We start from the raw sequence: 21,943 nt of genomic DNA on the forward strand, positions 1-21,943 counted from the left end.
CGAACGGGAGTCAGCGGGGCTGGGCCGCCGGACCGGCGACCGGGTGGAAGCTGGACCGGCCGGAGCCCACCTGGAAGACGGCGCGACCGTCCTCGATCCCGACGAAGGTGGCCTTGCTCGGACCAGCGGCCCGGTAGGACTTTCCGGGGGTGACGGGCAGCGCGACCCGGGCGGTGGCGTTGACCGGCACGTCGAGGTCGACGCGGAGGCCCGCGCCGGTACGTCGCCAGTCGAGACGGACCGGACCGCGCTGGGTCGGCACCGTGCCGCTCGCCCGGTCGAGCCCGACGGCGGGCGGGACGACGTCGACCACCGCGGCTCCCGGGCTGGCGGTGCGAACGCCGAGCAGGGTCTCCTGCACGTCGACCACCGCCTGCGCGCCCCAGCCGTGCGACTGGCTGAAGTTGCTGCCGGGATCGAGGGTCCAGGCCTCCCAGGTGAAGGTGCCGCCCTGAGCGAGGATGTTCGCCCAGCCCAGGTCATCCGGGTTGGTCAGCAGCCGCAGCACCGCGTCGGGCCGGTCGGCGTCGGCGAGCGCCCGCAGCAGCCAGTGGGCGCTCATCGGCCCCTGCTTCATGCCCATCGACGCGACGTGGTCGGCCAGCGCCGGCAGGTCGACCCGAGGGGCCAGCCCATGGGCGATGGCGTACGACGTGGCGTGCTGCCCGGCGTGGCCGCTGCGCTCGCCGGTGGCGGACAGCCCGTCGACATAGCTGCCGTCGGCGGCGCGCAGCGCGATGTTGACCGCGTCGGTGAGGTCGGCGGCCCGCCCGTCGTACGCGGTCACCTCCTCGGCGGGCCGACCGAGGGCCTCGGCCATCCGGGCGGTGGTCCGCAGCACGTCGACGCCCTGAGCGTTGATGGTGGTCCGGGCGGCGGTCGTCATGTCGTAGCCGAAGCGGCCGGGTTCGGGCCAGTCGATGATGCCGTAGCGGTAGGCGCCGCTCCCGCCGGACAGGTCGGTGACCAGGCCGGCGGTGGGGCCGGTGGCCGGGATGTGGCGCAGCACGTACTCGGCGGTGTCGCGGATGGCCGGGTACGCCTCGGCCAGCAACTCCCGGTCGCCGGTCTCGGTCCAGTACCGCCACACCCAGTCGACGAACATCAGCGAGTAGTCGGGGATGTCCCGCTTGCCGTCGCCGTTGGGGTAGACGGCGTTGTAGCGGCCACGGTCGGCCTCGGCGGCCCAGTAGCGGGAGGCCGAGCGGAGGAACTCGCGGATGGCCTGCTGGGTGGCGTCGCGCTCGCCGAAGGCGGCCATCGTGGCGTACGAGATGTTTGCGGCGTCGCCGAGGAACTGGCCCTTCTCCCGGGTGGGAGTGTCGACGAACGCCTCCTGCACGGAGTAGATCGCGGACCGCTTCATCATCGTCCACACCGCGTCGAGGGTCGCGTTCGAGCTGGTGAAGCTCGCCTCCCGACCGGCGGGGACGTCGGTGTGCACCACGACGGCGGAGACGTCGCGCGCCGAGATTTCCTCACCGGCGCCGGGGATCTCTAGGTAGCGGAAGCCGAGGTGGGTGAAGGCCCGGAACTCCTGCGACCCGTCCTTCTGGAGGTAGGGGAAGCTCATGTTGGTGCCCTGAGACTCCAGGGTGGACGTGGCGACCCGGCCGGTGTCGGTGAGGGTGTAGCCGGCCCGTAGGTCGACGGTGCGCCCGGCCACGCCGGCGTCGAACCGGACGACCGGACGGGCGGGGATGACCACGCCGAAGTCGGCGACCACCGTGCCGTCGGCGGCGGTGCGCAGCGCGACCGGCGCGACGCTGGTCTCGGTCAGCCGGGTCTCCTGCCCGATCAGGTGCGGAGACGACGCGGTCGGATGTGCACCGAGCACCTCGGCGGCGGTGAAGCCAGCGGCATTGTCGTCGTAGCCGGGCCGCATCCAGCCGGCGACCTCGGCGCGGGCGTCCTGCCGCTCGACCCGGTCACCCTCGCCGTTGCGGCGCTCCGCGTTCGCCACGAACTGCGTGTCCCGGGCGACCCGCCAGGAGCCGTCGGTGCCGTACACCTCCCGGGTGCCGTCGGCGTGCTCGACGACCAGCTTCACCAGCAGGCCACGGGCACCGGTCGGGCGGCCCTGGCCGCTGCCGTACCAGTGGTAGCGCGCCCCGATCACGAGCGGCTTGCCGGCTTTCACCAGCCTGGTGACGTCGGCGGCCTGGTAGTAGTCCTCCCCCGGGTAGGCAAAGGAGGTGCCCCGGTCGGCGCGGGTGCCGTTGAGGTAGAGCTCGTAGGTGTGGTCGGCGGCCGTGTAGGCGCGGGCCCGAACCACGCGGCTGGCGTTGGGGCGTACCTCGGTGCGGGCCAGCGTGTAGTCGTCGGCCTCGGTGGTGGCGCGCCGGATCCAGCTCGCGCCCTCCCACTGGGTGTCGGCGATGCCGGTCTCGAAGGCGCCGGTCGCGGGCGGGGACTGCCGGTCGGTGCGGTCCCAGGTGCGGACCGTCCACTCGTACGCCGCGCCCGGGCGCAGGGCAGGCCCCGCGTACGCCACGTAGGACTGCTGGTCGGACGCGACCTTGCCGGAGTCCCAGACCCGGTCGCCGCCGGTTGCGGTAACGGTGATCCGGTACGCGGTCTGCGTCTCACCGGGATCGGCGTCCCGGGGCAGCCAGCCGAACCTCGGGACGCCCTCGACGTTGAGCGGGCGACTTCGGTCGCCGACCGTCAGCGAGACCGGTGCGCCCGGCGCGTGGCCGCGGGATGCCAGCGCAGGTGGGGCTCCGGTGAGGACGACCGCCACGACCGTCGTCGCTGCCAGGAGCACCGCTGTTCGGCGCCGTCGAGCCGCTGGCTGAAATCCGAGAATATGACGAGTCACGCGGGCCTCCGCTCAATGAATCGTTTCAGGCAGGCTACGCGCTCGTTGTGGCCAAGTGAAGATGTTCACTGCGGTCGGTTCCGGCCGCGCCGGAAACTGTTATCCCGGTCCGGCCGGCCAGTCTCCTGAAGGGAGGCGATGGCGGGCTTGCCCTCACCGCCTCCCAGACACGACCACGTGAAGGAGACGAGACGATGCACGGACCCGGTCAGGGTGGAGCCGACACCGGAGCGGTGACCAGGGGCAACCACGCGAAACGTCGACGCGGGCTGCGCAGCCGCCTCCCGTTCGGCGCGACGCGTGTGTTGTGGCCGATCTCCGTGGCCGCCGTGGTCGCCGTACTGGTGATCGGGGTGCTCGTCGTGGTCCAACCGACCGGATCCGCACCCGCCCCGGCCGCGACGCAGGCGGTCGATGCCAGGGCATCGACGACCCCGCCGGCCAGCTCACCCACCGCCACCTCCCCCGCCGCCCCTGCGACCCCGACGGCGGCCCCGACCACCCCGACGCCGAAGCCGACGACCGCGCGCCCAGCCGCCCCGGCGGCGCCCGGGGTGACCTCGAAGAAGAAGGGCGTCGGCGTCTGGACGTTCGACGGCGTCAGCCAGGCACTGGCCAACTCGACGGCCAGTTGGTACTACACGTGGAACGTGGGCCACCAGGGCGTCACCACCCCGAAGGGCAGCGAGTTCGTCCCGATGATCTGGGGGGCGAAGAGCGTCACTGCCAGCAATCTGCAACAGGCCAAGCGGAACGGTCGACAGCTGCTCGGGTTCAACGAGCCGGACATGGGCGGCCAGGCGAACATGAGCGTCGAACAGGCGCTGGAGCTGTGGCCGCAACTAGAGGCGACCGGCCTCCCGCTGGGCAGCCCGGCGGTGGCCTGGGGCGGGGACCGGCCCGGCGAGTGGCTGGATCGATTCATGTCCGGCGCGAAGGAACGCGGCTACCGGGTCGACTTCATCGCCCTGCACTGGTACGGCGGTGACTTCACCACCGCCAACGCCGTCAACCAGCTCAAGTCGTACCTCCAGGCGGTCCACGACCGCTACCGGCTGCCGATCTGGCTCACCGAGTTCGCCCTGATCGACTTCTCCAACGGCGTCCGCTTCCCGAGCCAGGCACAGCAGGCCGCGTTCCTCACCGCGGCGACCCGGATGCTGAGCGGGCTGACCTGGCTGCACCGGTACGCCTGGTTCGGCCTGCCCGCCACCGACAAGGACCAGACCGGGCTCTTCCGTACCGGCAGCGCAGCGACCGCCGTCGGCCGGGCCTACCAGTCCGCGCGCTGACCCGGGCTACGTCGGGTTGACGTGGTTCCGCCACGAGTGGCGGGGCTCGTAACCCAGCACCCGTCGCGCCTTGTCGATGCTGAGCAGGGTCTCGTGCTCGCCCAACTCCTTACGGACCTCGACGGCCGGGTAGACCTCGGCCATCAGGCTGGCACTGGACCGGCTCATGACCGTGTCGGCGTTGGCGATGATGAAGACGTCAGCGCCGGGCTGGTCGTGGACCAGTGCCCGCTCGACCGCCTGGGCCCCGTCGCGGGCGTCGATGTAGCCCCACAGGTTCCACCGGCGCAACTGCGGGTCCGCGTCGAACGAGGGGAACGGTGCGTAGTCCTCGACGTCCATCACGTTGGAGAACCGCAGACCCACCATGATCAGCTCCGGGTCCCAGCGGCAGAAGTGCCGCGCCATCTCCTCCTCCAGCGCCTTGTTCAGCGAGTACGTCGACTCCGGTCGCGGCGCGTACTCCTCGTCGACCGGCGCGTACGGCGGCGGGGTGTCGAACGGCAGCCCCAGCACGGTCTCACTCGACGCCCAGACCACCCGCTTGATCCCGGCCGCCCTGGCCGCCGCGAAGACGTTGTACGTCGCGGCGGAGTTGTTCGCGAAGGTGGTCGCGTTGGACTGGAGCCCGGGTGCCGGGACCGCCGCCAGGTGCACGATCGCGTCGACGCCGCCGGCGTGCTCGTCGGCGCCGCCGGTGAACGCCTCCACCACCTGCCCGTAGTCGGTGAGGTCGACCAGGAGGAACTCGCCGTCGACGTCACGGGGGTCGCGTCCGCCCGCGCGGTCGACCGCCAGCACGTCGACGCCCACGGCGCGCAGGTGCGCGACGACGGCGCGCCCGAGCTTGCCGGTGGCACCGGTGACGACGACGCGCGTGGGCAGTGCGGAAACGGTCATGACCACATCTTCTCCGGCGTGGTGCGGCGCCTCGCACGCGGGTGCAGCCCGCCTGGTGACGGCAGGGACCGCTCGGCAGACACCGACTATCCGGCTGTCAGCTGCCCGACATCGAATAGCATCGATCTTTGCCCATTGGTAGCTTAGCGAAGTTCGTCGATGCGGGGATCGAGACCGAACTGCTCAGGGCACCTGTGTGCCGTGCGGCAACCGGTCTCGGTGGCGTCCAACGGCACCCTGTCCACCCCGTCGGCGACCCGTCCATCGGAGCAACGCCGGACCACGGGGAGGGCACATGCACCACCGCACGTCACCGCGTCATCGTACGAGGGCCTGGTTTTCCAGCGCCGCCGCGGCACTGGTCATCGTCGCCGTTGCCGGAACACCAGCCACCGCCGCACCGGCGTCACCGGCCTCGGGGAAGACCGGCGCGCAGTGCGCGCCGACATCCTCAGAGTGGCTGCGCTGCGTGACGGTCACCGCGGCACTCGACCGGGCACCGGCCACCGGGCAGACCGCCCGGCTCACCGTCACCGTCGACGCCCAGGTGGCGATCGACGACCTGCGGGTGCGGGTCGCGCTGCCGTCGGCCCTGCGCCCGGCCGCGACCCCGGCCGGCTTCACCGCGGCCCGGGCCGTGTCCCGGGTGCCGTCCGACGCGGGCGAGGTCACCGCGCTCAGCACCACCGTCGACGCGGCACCCGGCCGCGTCCTGCGCTACCAGACCGACCTGATCGCCACGGGCATCGGCCCCACGGTCCTGCGGGTGCAGGCGACGTCCGCCGGCGGGCCCGTTCTCGGCAGCGACGAGGTCCACGTGCCGGTCACGATCGGCGCCACGGCCCGCGAGTCCCGACTGGGCAAGGCCGACGGTGACGCGGAGGCCGCACAGACTCCGGCCGGAACGCCGGTCGTCCCGGCCAACCCGTCGGTGCCCTACCGTCCCGCGAGCACCGCCGGGCTGCCCACGCCGCACAGCGACGACATCCGGTCGCCCGGTGCGGCGCCCGCCCAGGTCACCTGCGTGACGGGCAGCTTCAACTACAGCGACAACAACGGCGCCTGGCACCCGTCGAAGAACCTGCAGTACCAGGTGTGGGACGACGACACCTTCGGCGACGACCTGCTCGCGGCCGGGCTCACCGACGGCGCCGGCGCCTACCGCGCCTGCTTCAACAACGACGACGGCATCGGCGGCGGTGGTCAGGACGTGTACGTCCGGGCGGTCACCGAGGGCACGCAGTACAAGGTGGAGGACTCGGACGACGACGCGTACGCGTTCCGCAGCACCACCCGTGACAACCTGGGCAACGGCCGCACGTACGACTACGGACAGCTGCACACCGCGGACACGACGTTGATGCCGGCGTACCACGCGTACGACACCGCCGACGACGCGCTGGCCTGGACGCCCGGCGACTGCTGGGACAGCCGCGACGAGAGCTGCCAGAACATCGACATCGAGTGGGAGCCGGGCTCGACCGAGGGCACCTACTACGACCCCAGCGACGACGAGGTCCGGCTGCTCGCCGCCGACCCGGGCAATCCGTGGGTGGTGATCCACGAACTCGGTCACGGTGTCATGGACGACGTCTACGAGGACAACTACCCGCAGATCGGCTCGGAGTGCAGCCCAACGCACTACCTCACCCGCCGGTCCGGCCCGGCCTGCGCCTGGTCGGAGGGCTTCGCCGACTGGTTCGGCGCCGCCGTGCTGAACAACCCCGACCTGCCCGGCTACGGCAACATCGACACCGCGACCTGGGGCACCCCCGACTGGGACGATGGCGACCAGGTCGAGGGCCGCGTCGCCGGCGCAATCTGGGACCTGCTGGACAACGGCACCGAGGGCACCGACGCGTACCGCGACACGCTGACGAACGTGTGGGACACCTTCCTGGATCACCGGGTGACCAGCTTCGCCGCCTACTGGTCGGCGCGCGGCCAGGACGGCCACGAGGTCGGCGACCTGGCGCTCGGATCGCTGTTCCAGAACACGATCGACTACGGGTTCCGCCGGGCGTTGACCGACGGTTCCGAGGTGACCGCCACGACGCCGCCGAACGACCAGAACTTCCGGTACGACACGCGGCACGAGGCATGGTCGCTCGTCGCGGTCCGCCCGCCAACGGGCGGGGACGACGACGTGACGCTCTTCGACGACCGGGCGCAGACCCAGCGGCTGGAGGAGAGCCTGCTCGGCGTCGACGTGACGGACTTCGTCGCGGTCGACTCCACGGCCGGGCGGCGCCCGCTCGGCGACTACTACCCGCGGGTGCACCGGGTCACCGGCACGGGGGCGTACACCATCGAGCTGGCCGACAGCGGCCAGACACTGGTCGACACCGCGAAGCGGCAGATGGGCACGGGTGACGTGGCCGCGATCTGGAACTCCTGCCTCACCGCCGGCCAGCAGGTGACATTCACCGTCACGCCGGGCGACCCGAGCCAGGACGCCGAACTGTTCGTGGTGTCCTCGACGGCCGGTGCGCCGGCCACGTACGTACGGGACCGGGCCAGCGCGGCGGCCGCGACCGGGACCGGGGCGGGCCAACCGGAATCGCTCGCATACACGGCACCGGCCGACGGCTGCGTCGGCGTGATCATCGTCAACCGAGCGGGCAACGGCACCTACACGCTGACCCGTTCCTGATCAGGTGAGGTTCCGGCGGGTACCCACTCTCGGGTGCCCGCCGGAACCCGTACCGGCAGATGGAGCGTCCAACGGTGATGACCCGGCGTCTGCTGCTCTGCGCGGTCCTTCTCCTCACTGCCTGCGGTGACCGACCGGCAGCCCGGCCACCGACCGGCGCGGACACCGTGATCGCCGAGGTCGACCGGCACGGCGGTTTCGCCCCCGCCGCCGAGCAGTGGGCGCTGCCGGCGCTCACGCTCTATGGCGACGGCACCGCCGTGACCCGAGGTGACGACCGGGGTGCGCTGCTGACGGGCCATCGCCGGACGCTCTCGGCGGCACAGATCGACGCGCTGTTCCGGCGGGCCGACGACGCGGACCTCTTCACCGAGCGCGACTATCCGCAGGACGTCACCGACGCGGCCCTGCTCGCCGTGCGCTTGACCACGACCGGCGGCACGTACGAGACGACGGTGACGCAGCCGTCGCCCGACGAGGGCGGTAACCGTGGCGAGGTGATCGCGTTCGCCAAGACCGCTGCGGCCTCCGGCGTCGACGCCGGCGAGTACCTGCCGCAGCGGGCGGCGGTGCTGGTGGTGGCCGATTCCGAGAACGACTCCGACGTACGGCCCTGGCCGCTGGACGTGCCCCTGTCCGCGATGGACGGCGCACCCCAGCGGCCCTGCCACGTGGTCGAGGGCGCGGCGCTGGCGCCGCTGCTGGCCGAGGCCGGCGCGGCGCGCGGCGAGACCCGATGGCAGGCCGAGGGACACCGGGTACGCCTGGTGGTCCGGCCGCTGCTGCCGCACGAGCGGACCTGCGCGGACCTCCGCTAGAAGGATCACGATGTTGTCGGCGTGTAGCTCGGCTCCGGTGAGGTCGGGAACGACACGGAGCGCCACCGGTTGGTAACGTGGCGACGCTCCCGGCGATGATGGCCGCCGATGTCCCTGGGGAGGGCCGACATGTGGGCGGACGAAGCTGCGTCGGACGCGGCGGGCCGTCGGCTCGACGAGTGGGAGTCGTCCCTCGCCGAGCCCCGCCGAGTGCGGACATGTGCAGACGTTCGTGCAGGGTCAGCTAGCGAAGCGACCGGAAGGCGGCGCGAAGCTCTTCGGAAAGAAGTTGCGGCTGTTCCCAGGCGGCGAAGTGCCCGCCCTTGTCGAGCTTGTTGAAGTGGATGAGATTGGGATACGCCTGCTCCGCCCAACTCCTCGGGGTCTGATACATCTCGTCGGGGAAGACGCTCACGGCAGCCGGGACGGAGACGCCCTTGGCGGAGAAGAAGGAGAGCTTGTTCTCCCAGTAGATCCGAGCCGCGGAAGCTCCCGTGTTCGTCAGCCAGAAGAGCGTGATGTTGTCGAGGACGTCGTCCCGCGTAAGGCCGACGGGTTGTCCGGCGAAGGCCTGGCAGATCAGCTCCAGGCTGGCGGCGTCATGGTCGATCATGTAGCTCGCCAGAGCGATGGGCGAGTCCGCGAATCCGGTCAGTGTCTCCGGGCGCGTCCCCATCATGGCAGCGTAGGCGGAGTGCTTCCAGAAGAAGTTCAGCTGCTCGCACGCCCGCTTTTCCTCGTCGGAGAGGTTCGACGGCAGCGAGGCCAGCGCGTTGCCCGCTCCGGTGATGTCGGACTGGAGCAGCGTATCGATGTCGGGCGGAATGATACCCGGCATGTTGGTGTGAATGCCGAGCAGTTCCGGTGGCGCCTGCAGACCCATGACATCCGTGATGAGCGCACCCCAGTCGCCGCCCTGGGCCACGAATCGCGTGTAGTCGAGGCGCTTCATCAGCTCGATCCAGGCGCCTGCGATGCGCTCGGGGCCCCAGCCGGGCGTGCTCGGCTTGCCCGAGAAACCGAAGCCGGGCAGCGATGGAATCACCAGATGGAAGGCGTCCGACGCGTCCGCGCCATGCGCCGTCGGGTCGGTGAGGGGACCGACGATCTTCAGCTGCTCGATGACCGAGCCCGGCCAGCCGTGCGTGACGATGAGCGGCAGCGCGTCCTCGTGCTTGGATCGGACGTGGATGAAGTGGATGTCGAGCCCGTCGATCTCGGTGATGAAGTTCGGCAGGGCGTTCAGCCGCGCCTCGACCTTGCGCCAGTCGTACTCCTTCTCCCAGTAGCGCGCGAGCGCCTGGCTCGTTTCGAGCGGCACGCCCTGCGATTGATCGTCGACGGTCTGCTTCTCGGGCCACCGCGTGGCCGCGATGCGCGCACGCAGCGCCTTGAGGTCCGCCTCGGGGACCTCCACCCTGAACGGCCGGACCCCTACGTCCGGTCGCGCTTCCGTCTTGACAGCCATGTAGGCCCCTTTCCGTTTCGAGCTCATTGGAGGTCGAGCAGGGCTTCTGCCCTCCTGCCGCGACAAACGGCATGCCTCGGCTCCTGCTGCGGAAGGGGCATCTTCAGTGAAGGCGCAGCCCGGACCTGTGCCAGGTCGGCAGAGGCGCGCCGGCACATCTCCGTCCAAGCGTAGAGAGCCTTTCCCCGTGTCGGGGCCATACGAGCAATCATGGATGGCGAGGCGTTTCTGGCCTTGCTCGCAGCCCAGGTGCAGCTTCGTGGTCAACCCACCGCGGGAGCGGCCGAGCGCGTGGTCGGCCGGCTCGACGCTGACACCGCCGGGTGGTTCGGCCTGCACGTCGCGCCACGGGGCATGAACCATCTTTCGGAGACCTCGCCATATGCCGATCTTCGACACGCCGAACGATCACTCCAGTTCGGGCACCACCGCCGACTCGACGGGCCCTAGCATCGTCGGCATGGCAACGCGACTTGTTCAGATCAACATGAAGGCTCGCGACGACTCCGCGCTGGGCGGTTTCTGGGCGAAGGCGCTCGGCTGGGGGGTCTCCAGCGAGGGACCCGGCGTGACCAACCTCGAACCCGAGGGCTTCGTCTACCCCGACCCCGTCGCCGTCTGCCTTGACCTCGTCGTCTCCCCAGAACCCAAGACGGTGAAGAACCGCGTGCACGTCGACCTCGCCACCACCTCGGCGGCCCATCAGGCGGAGGTGGTCACGCGCCTGAAGGATCTCGGCGCAACACCCGCCGACATAGGCCAGGGCGACGTGCCATGGACGGTCATGGCCGACCCAGAGGGCAACGAGTTCTGCGTGCTGGACCCCCGACCGCTCTACCGAGACACCGGGCCGATCGCCGCGGTAGTGGTCGACTGCGCGGATCCGCGAGCCATGGCCCGCTTCTGGGGCAAGGCCATGGACTGGACCCTGCACGAGGTGACCGACCACAACGCGGTACTGCGTTCCGCAAAGAGCGTTGGCCCATATCTGCAGTTCATCCGCACACCCGACGTGAAGACCGTGTGGAACCGCGTCCATCTCGACGTCCGCCCATACCCGGGTGACGACCTAGAGGCCGAGGCGACCAGACTGCGGACTCTCGGCGCCACCGCCATCGACCTAGGTCGAAACGATGTCCCGTGGAAGGTCCTCGCCGACCCGGAAGGCAACGAGTTCTGCCTCCTCACCCCAAGCTGACCGGAGCTGATGGTGGATGTGGACGAGCCGGCGCTTGGTGCGGCATTGCCCGGGCGAAATTGGCAGGATGGCGCCATGGCCACGGTCGCTGTGATCGGTCTGGGTGGAATGGGTAGCCGGATGGCCCACCGGTTGCTCGATGCCGGCCATGACCTCGTTGTCTGGAACCGCACGCCGCAGAGGGCCAGCGATCTGGTGGCGCGTGGCGCGGTCGCTGCCGGCAGTCCGGCAGAGGCTGCCCGCCGGGCGGATTTGGTCATCACCATGCTGTCCGACCCGGCCGCGCTGCAAGAGGTGGTCGAGGGCCCGCAGGGCATCCTCGCCGGTGCTACCGCGTCGACGACGCTCGCTGAGATGTCCACGGTCGGGCCGTCCGCGGTGCGATGGTTGGCCGCGCAACTGCCGGATGGTGTTGGCCTGCTCGATGCGCCGGTGCTGGGCAGCGTCTCGGAGGCCGAGTCGGGTTCGCTGCGGATCTTCGTCGGTGGGCCGGAGCCGCTCGCCCAACGGTGGATGCCGGTGTTGGGCGCGCTTGGCTCGCCGATGCATGTCGGACCGCTCGGTGCCGGCGCGGCGGCCAAGCTGGTAGCCAATTCGACCCTCTTCGGAGTGCTCGCTGTTCTCGGTGAGGCGCTCGCGCTCGCGGATGGGCTTGAACTGCCGCGTGACACAGCGTTTGAGGTCTTGTCCGCGACTCCCGTCGGCGCGCAAGCGGATCGGCGGCGACCAGCAGTCGAGTCCGGTCAATTCCCGCTCCGGTTCGCGCTGTCACTCGCCCGTAAGGACGCCGATCTGGTCGTGTCGGCCGCCGAGTCGGCAGGCGTCGAACTGCCGGTCGCGGTGGCCGCACGGCAGTGGGTCGCGTCAGCCCAGGAGGCCGGCCTTGGCGACCGGGACTACTCGGCCGTAATCGCGTACATCACCGACACTGCCCGATCAGCCTGAGACCTGGGCCGTGCCGCAGGCCCGTCAGGCGACCGTTGAACTCTTCCTCGCCTGCCTCGACGGGCCGATCATCGTTCACCTGGTGTGAACTGGCCGCCAGGTTCAGCGTGGTCGACTCAGCCACTCCCAGGCGCGGCGGAGGCCCACCTGCACTGGGTCGTCACCCGCGGCCTCGACCTCTCTGGCCGGCGTGTCCTCGCCCGGCTCGCGCATTTCGGCACCGGGCACCGACAGCACGACCCCCCGCTCGTACAGGTCGGCGATCTGCTCCCGGTGGGCGAAGCGGTGGGACCGGTACGGCTTCGGCGGGGCCACGATGACGCCGTGGAAGATGTCGTCCCGTTCGTCGGCGAGCACGTGCTCGACCACGCCGACGGGTGCCGATTCGACGTCGTAGACCCGGGTGCCGACTGCGAGCGCAAGGTACGAGACCTTCGCGCCGAGATCCTCCACGGCGTTCACGTTACCCGCCGCCTGATCACCACGGGCCCGATCACTCGTGGTCGGTGCGGACGCCAGGGCGGTGCGCGGCGGGCAACCGCCACGCCGACCCACGGCGGGCCACCCCGGACACCACCACCATGCCGTTCACACCGTACGCAGCCAGTCGAGGGTCTTCATGGTGGAGAGGCTGGTCGCCTTGAGGCCAGCGGCGGAGACGGTCCAGAGCACTCCGTCGACCACCAGTGACCGGCGGATCGTCGTCATACCCTCGAGACGCCCCGTGCCCAGCGTGTGGTCGACCGTGCCGACCTCGGTGAACCCGCCGTCGCCGGCTCGCAGGGCCAGCGCCACGTTGCTCGGCATGCCCGCGCCGTGGACGGTCAGTGGGACCACGACCAGGCGTTCGGCCGGCCAGTAGAGGAACGCATGCGGGTCGAACTCCGCCTCGGAGTGCCCCTGCTTGACGTGATGCTGGGCGATCCGGGTCGGCTTGGCCGGATCGGAGACGTCGAAGAGTGAAAGCTGGGTGCCCTGGACACGGCCCTGGTCGGACGCCTCCTGCCCGACGCCGAGCAGCCGTCCTTCGCCGGCCGGGTGCAGGTACGCCGAATACCCGTTGATCTTCAGTTCGCCGCTCACCTTCGGCGCCCCCGGATCACCCAGATCGACGGTGTAGAGCGGGTCGGTCTGCCGGAAGGTGACGACGTACCCGGTGCCGCCGACGAACCGTACCGCGTATATCCGTTCCCCCTTGCCCAGTCCGGTGACCTTGCCGACCTGGGTCAGTGCCGTGCCGTCGGCGCGCAGGACGTACACGCTGGACGTCGAGTTCGGCTTGTTGCCCCAGGTACGGCCACTGGTGGTGGCCACTCTCAGGTGCCCGTCCCACTCGGACATGGCGTACTGGTTGATGAGCCAGCCGGGTACGGACGCGGCGGCGACGTACCGCGGGGCACCGGCGCCCGAGATGTCGAACTGATAGATCTCGGTGGTCTCGTCCCTGGGATCGGGTGCGATGTTCCGCGCGGTCAGCATCGGCAGCACCCGCCAGCGCTGGTCGTTGGCGACGTACAGCCGGGGTCCGTTGCTGTAGACGGTGTCGCCGTCGGCGATCACGGTGGCCGGGTCGCCAGCGCCGAGCGTGGCCACACCGAGGTCGAAGCTGAGCACGGTCACCAGCGACGTGCCGGAGTAGGCGGCCGGCCGGCTCACCCGTTCGCAGCCGACCCGTCCGGAACTGGTTCGCCCGCCGGAGGTGACCTCGTACCGGGGCAGCCAGTCGTCGGCGGTGGCGTTGTCGATGATCTCGCGGTTGGCGGTGGTGCGCTGCTCATCGGTGGCCCGTTCCCGGTACGGGAAGTTCAGCCGGGGCGCGGAGCGGACCACGACCCGGATCGTCGTGCCGACCTGGCGGGCGTCCACCAGATTGCCGTCGATCCGGTATTCGCCGATGATCTTCGGCTCGCCGGACAGGTCGACCATGATCAGCCGAGGGCCGACGATGCCCTCCGGCATCGGGGCGTCTGCTACGCGCCCGCCTCCCCCGGTGACGGCCGATTTCGCCATCCCGGCCCACCCGTCGCGGCGCAGCACCAGCGCCCGGTCACCGTGCAGCAGCAGGCTGTCTTCGGCCCCGCCGAACTGATCGGCACCCGGTGCCAGTTCCAGCTCTCCGGTCAGCCGGCGGGTGGCCGGGTCGACCACGTACAGCTTGCCGTGCTGCACCGTGACGATCCGCTTGCCGTCGGTTTTGACCAGGTCCGGTTCGTCGGCGCCGGCCTCGTGCGTGTTGGTGCCCGAGTAGCCGGGGGCGGCAGCTTTGGACGCCGCATCCGCCGACCCCGCCGCGGCGGGAGCCGCAGCCTGTTCGGCGCGGCCGAAGGTACGCATGTCCCCGTTCGGCCCGAACCCCCAGGGCCCGACGTACGCCCTGGCAGCCGTCTTCAGCTGCTGCAGCGCCTCCGCGCAGGAGTCGAACGCGACGAGCCGGAACCCGCCAGCTGGCACTCCCTGGTCACGTGGTGGCGCGGGGACTGGCTCCGCCGTACAGCCGGTGACCAGCGCCAGGCCGGCGACCAGGGCCAGTCCCATGACGCGAGCTGGAGTCATGACTCGGGGGACGCCGGTGGCGGCCGTTGGATGGGGTACGTGGGCGCTGCTACCCGTCATGCCCCCTACGACGTGGCTGCCCCGGGCTGGGTTCCCAGCATGCAGACCCCGCGCCGAGTAATTGACCGGAGGTGCGGGTGTCGGTCGCTCAGGCGGAGGCGGCGCGACCCATCTCGGCAAGGATCCCGGTGCCCTGACCGAGCTCGATCAGATAGCCGTCCGGCCACACTGAACGCGGTCACGAACGGCCACGGCGTCCACCTGATTGTGAGCGCGGTGATTTTCACCCATGCAGTCTGGTCCACCGGCAAGGTGGCCGGGCCTGGATCACCCCGGCTACCGCTTCCGGTCGCACCACCGCGACGGCCCGGCGAGGCCGGCCGGGCCGACACGACACCTTGTCGCCAAGGATTGAATGGTGGTTCAATCCTTGCGTGGCGTACCGAAGCACCGAGCGGGTGAAGGCTCGGCTGAGCGCCTCCCGGGAACGGATCATCGCCGCGGCACTGGGAATCATGGCCGAGCACGGGTACGCCGGCTGCTCGGTCGCCGCCGTCGCCGAGCGGGCCGGCGTGGCGACCGGCAGCGTCTACCGCCACTTCCCGACCAAGGCCGACCTGTTCGCCGAGGTGTTCCGCACGGCCTCCCAGCGCGAGGTGGACGCGGTCGCGCGCGCCGCAGCGCTGGAGACCTCCGCCGCCGAGCAGATGGCCGCCGTCGTCGAGACGTTCTCCGGCCGCGCCCTGCAGTCCCCACGGTTGGCGTACGCCCTGCTCGCCGAGCCGGTCGACCCCGCGGTCGACGCCGAGCGGCTCGTCTTCCGCCGCGCGTACGCCGAACTGATCGCCGGGTACGTCGCGGCCGGTGTGGCGAGCGGTGAACTACCCCCGCAAGATCCGGAGCTGACCGCGACCGCGCTGGTCGGCGCCCTGGCCGAGGCCATGGTCGGTCCGCTGGCCGCCGGGGTCGCCGGCCCGGAGACCATCCCCGCCCTGATCGCCTTCATCCACCGCGCGCTGGGAGTATCGCCGTGACGACACACGAGGTCTTCAACCAGGTTCCCCCGCTCGCTGGCTACGACGCGGCGGACGACCCGGCACTGCTCGACGGGCTCGAGCGGGAGGGCGCCGGCTGGGCCGCCGCCGAGCTGCACGAGCTCGGCCGCCTGGGCGGCACCGAGCAGGCCATCGAGTACGGGCGGCTGGCCAACGAGCATCCGCCGGTCCTACGCACCCACGACCGCTCCGGCCATCGGATCGACGAGGTCGAGTTCCACCCCGCCTGGCACGAGCTGATGCGCACCGCGGTCACGCACGGCCTGCACGCCGCACCGTGGGCGGACGATCGACCGGGCGCACACGTGGCCCGGGCCGCCAAGTTCTACACGTGGCGGCCCGACGCCGGCCACGGCTGCCCGATCTCGATGACCTACGCAGCAGTGCCGGCGCTGCGGCACAACCCGGAGCTGGCCGCGCGGTACGAGCCGCTGCTCACCGCCACGACGTACGACTTCGGGCTGCGTCCGCCGCTGGCCAAGCAGGGGCTGCTGGCGGGCATGTCGATGACGGAGAAGCAGGGCGGCTCGGACGTGCGCGCCAACACCACCACCGCCCGCCCTGAGCCGGACGGAACCTACCGGCTCGTCGGGCACAAGTGGTTCACGTCGGCGCCGATGTGCGACATCTTCCTCACCCTCGCCCAGGCACCGGACGGAATCACCTGCTTCCTCGTCCCGCGTGTCCTTCCCGACGGCACCCGCAACCCGATGCGGCTGATGCGCCTGAAGGACAAGCTCGGCAACCGGTCCAACGCCTCGGCGGAGGTGGAATACGAGCAGGCGGTCGCCTGGCGCGTCGGAGACGAGGGCCGTGGCGTGCGCACGATCATCGACATGGTCAACCTGACCCGCCTCGACTGCGTCATCGGCGCGGCGGCCGGGATGCGCCAAGGCTTGATCACCGCCGCCCACCACGCCACCCACCGGCAGACCTTCGGCCGGTACCTCATCGACCAGCCACTGATGCGCAACGTGCTCGCCGACCTCGCGGTCGAGTCCGAGGCCGCCACCATTCTCATGATGCGCCTCGCCGGAGCGACCGACCGATCCGCGCGCGGCGACGCCAGCGAGACCGCGTTCAAACGGCTCGCCCTCGCCGTCGGCAAGTACTGGGTCTGCAAGCGCTGGCCGGCACACGCCGCGGAGGCCCTCGAATGCCTGGGCGGCAACGGCTACGTCGAGGAGTCGGGCATGCCGCGGCTGTTCCGCGAGTCGCCGCTGAACTCGATCTGGGAGGGCTCCGGCAACGTCGCCGCCCTGGACGTCCTGCGTGTTCTCGTCAAGGAACCCCAGGTCATGGAGGCGTTCCAGGCCGAGGTGAGCGCCGCTGCCGGCACCGACGCACGGCTCGACGCCGCGGTTCGCCAGGTGCAGGCCGACCTGTCCGACCTCGACGACCTCGAACTGCGGGCGCGGCGCGTCGTCGAGCGGCTCGCCCTGGTGCTGCAGGGCTCGCTTCTGGTGCGGCACGGCCACCCCGCCGTCGCCGACGCCTTCTGCACGTCCCGGCTCGGCGGCGATCACGGCCAGGCGTACGGCACCCTACCGACCGGCGTCGACTTCGCCGCGATCATCTCCCGCGCAACCCCGAAGGTGAGCTGACAGAAACCTCCCCGGCGGCCATCACCGTCCGGACCGGTGTCGGCCACACCAGACGCAGCGGGGTGCCGGCTGGTCAGCCGGACGTCCGCCGCCGGCTCTCGGGACCCAGCGTCAGGTCGCCGGTCGAACGATGGCAAGGAACAGGGCCAGGGCGACGGCCTGGATGCCGGCCACGGTGATGATCAATGCGGTGATCGAGTAGTCGTAGAGGGCGCCGGTGAGCAGCCCACCGACCAGGGTCGCCCCGCCCAACCCGGCGGCGAAGATGCCGTAGGCGGTGCCCCGCCGAGCGGCGGGGACGATGTCGGCGATGGTCGCACGCATGGTGGATTCCTGGATGCCGAGCACGGCGCCCCAGGCCAGGACCCCGGCGACCGCGCTCGCCGGGGTGGTGGTGAAGGCCGCCAGCGGGATCAGGGCGGTCAGCACGGGTACGGCGGCCAGTACCCGGACGCCGGCCCGGTCGTACAGCCACCCGGAGGCCAGCGCGGCGAGCGCGTCGACGCCCATCGCGGCGGCGTACACGACCGGGACCACCACCACGGGTACGACGTGCCGGGTGGCGAGGTGGAAGCTGAGCACCCCGAAGGTGGCGTAGCCGGCCGTGGTCACCGCCGTGAACGCCAGATAGGTCCAGAACACGCGGGGTAGCCGGCCGCCAGGCGGGGCGGGCGGCGCGCCGGGTCGAGGGCCCGGTTCGAAGCGACGCGGGTCGGGCACGCCGGCGCGTAGCCACAGCAGCAGGAGCATCGCCGCCACGGCGGGTACGGCCAAGGCGAGGAACGCGGGCCGGTAGTTGTGGGCGGTCGCGGCCAGTACGGCGGCGACCAGCAGCGGCCCCGCCACGCCGCCGGCCTGGTCGAGCGCCTCATGGACGGCGAAGCCCTTGCCGCGGCCGACTGCCGCAGCGGCGTGCGAGAGCATGACATCCCTCGCCGGGCCGCGGATGGCCTTGCCGGCGCGCTCCGCGACGAACAGCGCCGCAGCCAGCCACAGTGCGGTGGTCAGCCCGAGAGCGGGCACGGCGACCATGGTCACGGCATAGCCGACCAGGACGAGGGACCAGTAGGCGCGGGTCCGGTCCGCGAGGGGTCCGGTGGCCAGCCGCCCGGCCAGGGCGGTCGCCTCGCCAGCGCCGGTGACCAGCCCGACGACGGTCGCGGATGCGCCGAAGGTGGCCAGATAGGGGCCGATGACCGACCGGGCGCCCTCGTACACCACGTCCGACAGCAGGCTGACAACACCGAAGGCGGACACAAACCGCCACGGCGTCCACCTGATGGTGAGCGCGGTGACTCTCACCCGTGCAGTCTGGCCTACCGGCAAGCTGGCCGGGCGTGGATCGCCCGACTACCGTTTGCCGGGGAAAACCGAGGAGCCGAGCCATGCAGGCAACCACAGTCGTGAACCTGAAGGGCCACCGCGACGACCCGGCGTACGCCGACGTGGTCTACGTCGGGCGCGCCATGTATCGCGGCGGCTGGCAGCTCCCCCGCTCCCCGTTGTCCAGCCCGTACCGCCCCGGCCCGGACGGCACCCGGGACGAGGTCGTCGAGAAGTACCGCGCGTACCTGCTCGACAGCCCCGAACTCCTCGCCCTCCTGGCGGAAGTGCGCGGGCGCAGGCTCGGCTGCTGGTGTGCGCCGGAGCGCTGTCACGCCGAGGTGATCGCGGAACTCGCCGACTCGCCGCCGGCGTCGAGCCTCCGATAGGAGGCCCGGCGGAGCTGTCTGGTCGACGTGGTCTGCCGACGCGCTGCTCAGCTGTTCTGTGGGAAGCCGAGGTTCACGCCGCGGTGGGACGGATCGAGCCACCTGCTGGTGACCACCTTGGACCTGGTGAAGAAGTGCACGCCGTGCGGCCCGTACGCGTGCGAGTCACCGAACAGTGAGTCCTTCCAACCCCCGAACGAGTAGTACGAGACCGGAACCGGGATCGCCACGTTGACGCCGACCATGCCGACCTCGATTTCATTCTGGTACCGCCGCGCGGCGCCGCCGTCGTTGGTGAAGATGGCGGTGCCGTTGCCGTACGGGTTGGCGTTCACCATTTCGACCGCCGCGTCGTAGCTGGGGACCCGCACCACCGAGAGCACCGGACCGAAGATCTCGTCCGTGTAGAGGGACATGTCCACATCGACGTGGTCGAATAGTGTCGGCCCCAGCCAGAAGCCGGCGTCGTCACCGTCGATCGATTGACCGCGTCCGTCGACCACCAGCTTCGCGCCCGCGGACCGGCCGGCGTCCAGATATGACCGCACCCTGTCGCGGTGCGCCCCGGTGACCAAAGGTCCCATCTCGCAGCCTGGGCGGCGACCGTCGCCGACATGCACTCCGGCGATCCGCTCGCTGATCTTGCCGACCAGCTCATCGCCGACCGGATCCACCGCCACGACGACGGAGATCGCCATGCAGCGCTCACCGGCCGAGCCGAAACCGGCCGAGACGGCGGCGTCCGCGGCGAGGTCGAGGTCGGCGTCGGGCAGCACGACCATGTGGTTCTTCGCGCCGCCGAGCGCCTGCACCCGCTTGCCGTTGCGCGTTCCGGTTTCGTAGACGTACCGGGCGATCGGCGTCGACCCGACGAACGAGACCGCCTTGACCTCCGGATGCTCGAGGATCCGGTCGACCGCCTCCTTGTCGCCGTGCACGACGTTGAACACGCCATCCGGTAGCCCGGCCTCGGCGAAGAGCTCCGCCAGGAAGTTCGCCGCGGAGGGGTCCTTCTCGCTCGGCTTCAGCACCACGGTGTTGCCGCAGGCGATGGCGTTGGGCACGAACCACAGCGGCACCATCGCCGGGAAGTTGAACGGGGAGATCACCCCGACCACGCCGAGCGGCTGCTGGATCGAGTACACGTCCACCTTGGTCGAGGCGTTCTCGCTGAACCCGCCCTTGAGCAACTGCGGGATGCCGCAGGCGAACTCCACCGCCTCCAGCGCACGCTGTATCTCGCCCGCCGCGTCGGAGAGCACCTTGCCGTGCTCGGCGGTGATGATCTCGGCGAGGTCGGACTTCCGGGCGTTGAGCAGTTCGCGGAACGCGAACATCACGTTCGCGCGTTGGGCGAGGGAGGCGTTGCGCCACCGGGAGAAGGCTTCGCGGGCGGCGGTGACCGCCTCGTCGACGTCCGAGGCGCTGGCGAAATCGACCTGCCCGCCGACCTGACCCGTCGCGGGGTCGTACACGTCACCCGTGCGCTGGGCGATGCCGGTCCATGCCTTGCCGCCGATCCAGTGCGTGATCCTCATGCCGACACCGCCTCAATTGCCTCAGCGAGGATGCCCAGCGCCTCGTCGGCCTCGTCCTCGGTGAGCGTCATCGGCGGCGCCAGCCGGATCACGTTGCCGTGCAGGCCGCCCTTGCCGACCAGCAGTCCGCGACTGCGCGCTTCCTCCAGCAGGGCGGCTGCGGCCGCGGGATTGGGTTCGCCGGCCGGGCCGACGAACTCGAGGGCGAGCATCAGACCCTTGCCGCGTACGTCGCCGACCACCGGATGCGTCGCGGCGACCGAGCGAAGGCCATGGATCAGGCGGTTGCCCAGCTTTGCGGCGTTCGCCTGCAGGTCGTGGTCGAGGAGGTAGTTGAGGGTGGCAAGGGCCCCCGCGGTGGAGATCGGGTTGCCACCGAAGGTGGAGATCGAGTTGGCCTGCAGACAGTCCATGAGTTCCGCGCGCGCGACGACGCCGCCGATCGCCAGACCATTGCCGAGTCCTTTGGCGAAGGTCATCGCGTCCGGCACGACGTCGTGCGCCTGGATGCCCCAGAAGTGCTCGCCGGTACGGCCCCAACCGGTCTGGACCTCGTCGGAGACGAGCAGGATGCCGTACTCGTCGAGCACCTTCTTGAACTCGCGGAACAGGCCGTCCGGCGGGGAGGCGAAACCGCCCACGCCCTGGATCGGCTCGACGATCATGCACGCCACGTCGCCGGCGGTCGCGGTCTCGATCACTTCGCGCAGGTCGGCGACGCACGCCTTGACGTAATCGGCGTCCGACAGGTCCTTGAAGGGGCTGCGGTACCGGTATCCACCGTGCACCCAGCTCACCTTGATCGGGCTGAGCTCACTGGCCGACCAGCCGCGGATTCCGGTGATCGCGACGGTGGCGAACGCACGCCCGTGGTACGAGTTGCGCAGCGCGAGCACCTGCCCGCTGCGGCGGTACTGCGTGGCGAGCATCAACGCGGTCTCGTTGGCCTCCGTACCCGAGTTCGTGAAGAACACCTTCGCGTCCGGGATCCCGGACAGGCGCGCGATCTTCTCGGCGAGCTCGACCTGCGACTCGATCAGGTACAGCGTCGAGGAGTGCAGCACGCCGGTGTCGAGCTGCGAGCGGACCGCGTCGCTGATCTCGGCCACGTCGTAGCCGACCGAGTTAGTGAGAATGCCGCCGAAGAAGTCGAGGTACGTGCGGCCCTCGCGATCGGTCACCCGGCGACCGTGCGCGCTGGCAATCTCAATCGGCTCCTCGTAATAGAGGGCAAGCCACTTCGGCAGCACGGACCGGTGTCGATGCAGCAACTCCCGATGCGCCATCGCGTCCTCCGTATCTCGAACCTCAGCCGAGTGTCCCGAGACTTCGGTGGTCGCCGCCACCGACAATCTGTACGGGTCGGCATCGATGGCGCTACGTTGT

17 protein-coding genes are annotated in these 21,943 nt (G+C 70.6%); 8 read left to right on the top strand and 9 right to left on the bottom strand.

The genetic code is table 11. The annotated features are described in order from the left end of the window. Nucleotides 1-10: 10 nt before the first annotated feature. On the bottom strand, nucleotides 11-2,767 hold the full coding sequence (locus tag ACFY29_RS02920) for a family 78 glycoside hydrolase catalytic domain (RefSeq protein ID WP_386982888.1): 2,757 nt from the start codon (nucleotides 2,765-2,767) through the stop codon (nucleotides 11-13). Nucleotides 2,768-3,015: 248 nt separating this feature from the next. Here ACFY29_RS02920 and ACFY29_RS02925 point away from each other — a divergent pair, with 248 nt between their 5' ends. Next, nucleotides 3,016-4,113: a glycoside hydrolase family protein gene (locus tag ACFY29_RS02925; RefSeq protein ID WP_386982890.1), complete on the top strand. Its 1,098-nt coding sequence runs from the start codon at nucleotides 3,016-3,018 to the stop codon at nucleotides 4,111-4,113. Nucleotides 4,114-4,119: 6 nt separating this feature from the next. Here ACFY29_RS02925 and ACFY29_RS02930 read toward each other — a convergent pair whose 3' ends face one another. Together ACFY29_RS02930 and ACFY29_RS02935 are read right to left on the bottom strand one after the other, a co-directional pair. Then, nucleotides 4,120-5,013, bottom strand: coding sequence for an NAD(P)-dependent oxidoreductase (locus ACFY29_RS02930; RefSeq protein WP_328415589.1), 894 nt, complete (start codon nucleotides 5,011-5,013; stop codon nucleotides 4,120-4,122). A 318-nt stretch (nucleotides 5,014-5,331) separates the two neighbouring features. Further along, nucleotides 5,332-5,493 carry a hypothetical protein gene (locus ACFY29_RS02935; protein WP_386982893.1) on the bottom strand — a complete coding sequence of 54 codons (162 nt, stop codon included), beginning with the start codon at nucleotides 5,491-5,493 and terminating at the stop codon, nucleotides 5,332-5,334. On the opposite strand from ACFY29_RS02935, the gene ACFY29_RS02940 reads away from it, so the two are divergent. Both ACFY29_RS02940 and ACFY29_RS02945 read left to right on the top strand, forming a co-directional pair. After that, the gene (locus ACFY29_RS02940) at nucleotides 5,483-7,666 is read left to right on the top strand and encodes a hypothetical protein (protein WP_386982895.1); all 2,184 of its coding nucleotides are present in this window, start codon (nucleotides 5,483-5,485) and stop codon (nucleotides 7,664-7,666) included. The two genes, ACFY29_RS02935 and ACFY29_RS02940, sit on opposite strands and share 11 nt — an antisense overlap. Before the next feature lie 74 nt (nucleotides 7,667-7,740). Beyond that, nucleotides 7,741-8,484, top strand: a complete 744-nt coding sequence (locus ACFY29_RS02945) for a hypothetical protein (RefSeq protein ID WP_386982897.1) — start codon at nucleotides 7,741-7,743, stop codon at nucleotides 8,482-8,484. Nucleotides 8,485-8,728: 244 nt separating this feature from the next. Here the strand turns inward: ACFY29_RS02945 and ACFY29_RS02950 are convergent, their stop codons facing one another. Continuing rightward, on the bottom strand, nucleotides 8,729-9,952 hold the full coding sequence (locus ACFY29_RS02950; RefSeq protein WP_328415584.1) for an epoxide hydrolase family protein: 1,224 nt from the start codon (nucleotides 9,950-9,952) through the stop codon (nucleotides 8,729-8,731). 460 nt (nucleotides 9,953-10,412) lie between these two features. Here ACFY29_RS02950 and ACFY29_RS02955 point away from each other — a divergent pair, with 460 nt between their 5' ends. Then, the gene (locus tag ACFY29_RS02955) at nucleotides 10,413-11,150 is read left to right on the top strand and encodes a VOC family protein (protein ID WP_386984613.1); all 738 of its coding nucleotides are present in this window, start codon (nucleotides 10,413-10,415) and stop codon (nucleotides 11,148-11,150) included. A 9-nt stretch (nucleotides 11,151-11,159) separates the two neighbouring features. Beyond that, on the top strand, nucleotides 11,160-12,095 hold the full coding sequence (locus ACFY29_RS02960) for an NAD(P)-dependent oxidoreductase (RefSeq protein WP_386982899.1): 936 nt from the start codon (nucleotides 11,160-11,162) through the stop codon (nucleotides 12,093-12,095). Nucleotides 12,096-12,197: 102 nt separating this feature from the next. Here ACFY29_RS02960 and ACFY29_RS02965 read toward each other — a convergent pair whose 3' ends face one another. Then, nucleotides 12,198-12,548, bottom strand: a complete 351-nt coding sequence (locus ACFY29_RS02965) for a hypothetical protein (protein WP_386982901.1) — start codon at nucleotides 12,546-12,548, stop codon at nucleotides 12,198-12,200. 135 nt (nucleotides 12,549-12,683) lie between these two features. Then, the gene (locus ACFY29_RS02970) at nucleotides 12,684-14,630 is read right to left on the bottom strand and encodes a beta-propeller domain-containing protein (RefSeq protein ID WP_386982903.1); all 1,947 of its coding nucleotides are present in this window, start codon (nucleotides 14,628-14,630) and stop codon (nucleotides 12,684-12,686) included. 452 nt (nucleotides 14,631-15,082) lie between these two features. Between ACFY29_RS02970 and ACFY29_RS02975 the strand changes: the two genes are divergently transcribed. Together ACFY29_RS02975 and ACFY29_RS02980 are read left to right on the top strand one after the other, a co-directional pair. Further along, the gene (locus tag ACFY29_RS02975; RefSeq protein ID WP_354967408.1) at nucleotides 15,083-15,682 is read left to right on the top strand and encodes a TetR/AcrR family transcriptional regulator; all 600 of its coding nucleotides are present in this window, start codon (nucleotides 15,083-15,085) and stop codon (nucleotides 15,680-15,682) included. Further along, nucleotides 15,679-17,307, top strand: coding sequence for an isovaleryl-CoA dehydrogenase (locus tag ACFY29_RS02980; protein ID WP_386982905.1), 1,629 nt, complete (start codon nucleotides 15,679-15,681; stop codon nucleotides 17,305-17,307). The genes ACFY29_RS02975 and ACFY29_RS02980 overlap by 4 nt, the downstream gene beginning before the upstream one ends. A 111-nt stretch (nucleotides 17,308-17,418) precedes the next feature. Here the strand turns inward: ACFY29_RS02980 and ACFY29_RS02985 are convergent, their stop codons facing one another. Next, a complete protein-coding gene (locus tag ACFY29_RS02985; protein WP_386982907.1) occupies nucleotides 17,419-18,609 on the bottom strand; it encodes an MFS transporter in 1,191 nt (396 codons plus the stop codon). An 83-nt stretch (nucleotides 18,610-18,692) separates the two neighbouring features. Here ACFY29_RS02985 and ACFY29_RS02990 point away from each other — a divergent pair, with 83 nt between their 5' ends. Next, nucleotides 18,693-19,019 carry a DUF4326 domain-containing protein gene (locus ACFY29_RS02990; protein WP_328415571.1) on the top strand — a complete coding sequence of 109 codons (327 nt, stop codon included), beginning with the start codon at nucleotides 18,693-18,695 and terminating at the stop codon, nucleotides 19,017-19,019. Between the two features lie 47 nt (nucleotides 19,020-19,066). On the opposite strand, the gene ACFY29_RS02995 is transcribed toward ACFY29_RS02990, so the two are convergent. Together ACFY29_RS02995 and ACFY29_RS03000 are read right to left on the bottom strand one after the other, a co-directional pair. Further along, entirely contained in the window at nucleotides 19,067-20,557 is a 1,491-nt protein-coding gene (locus ACFY29_RS02995) for a CoA-acylating methylmalonate-semialdehyde dehydrogenase (RefSeq protein WP_386982909.1), read from the bottom strand. Further along, nucleotides 20,554-21,843 carry an aspartate aminotransferase family protein gene (locus tag ACFY29_RS03000; protein WP_386984615.1) on the bottom strand — a complete coding sequence of 430 codons (1,290 nt, stop codon included), beginning with the start codon at nucleotides 21,841-21,843 and terminating at the stop codon, nucleotides 20,554-20,556. Before ACFY29_RS03000 ends, ACFY29_RS02995 begins: the two co-directional genes overlap by 4 nt. Nucleotides 21,844-21,943: the final 100 nt, after the last annotated feature.

Origin of the sequence: Micromonospora sp. NPDC000668, from assembly GCF_042897975.1 — a bacterium.
In the GTDB taxonomy this organism is placed as follows: domain Bacteria; phylum Actinomycetota; class Actinomycetes; order Mycobacteriales; family Micromonosporaceae; genus Micromonospora.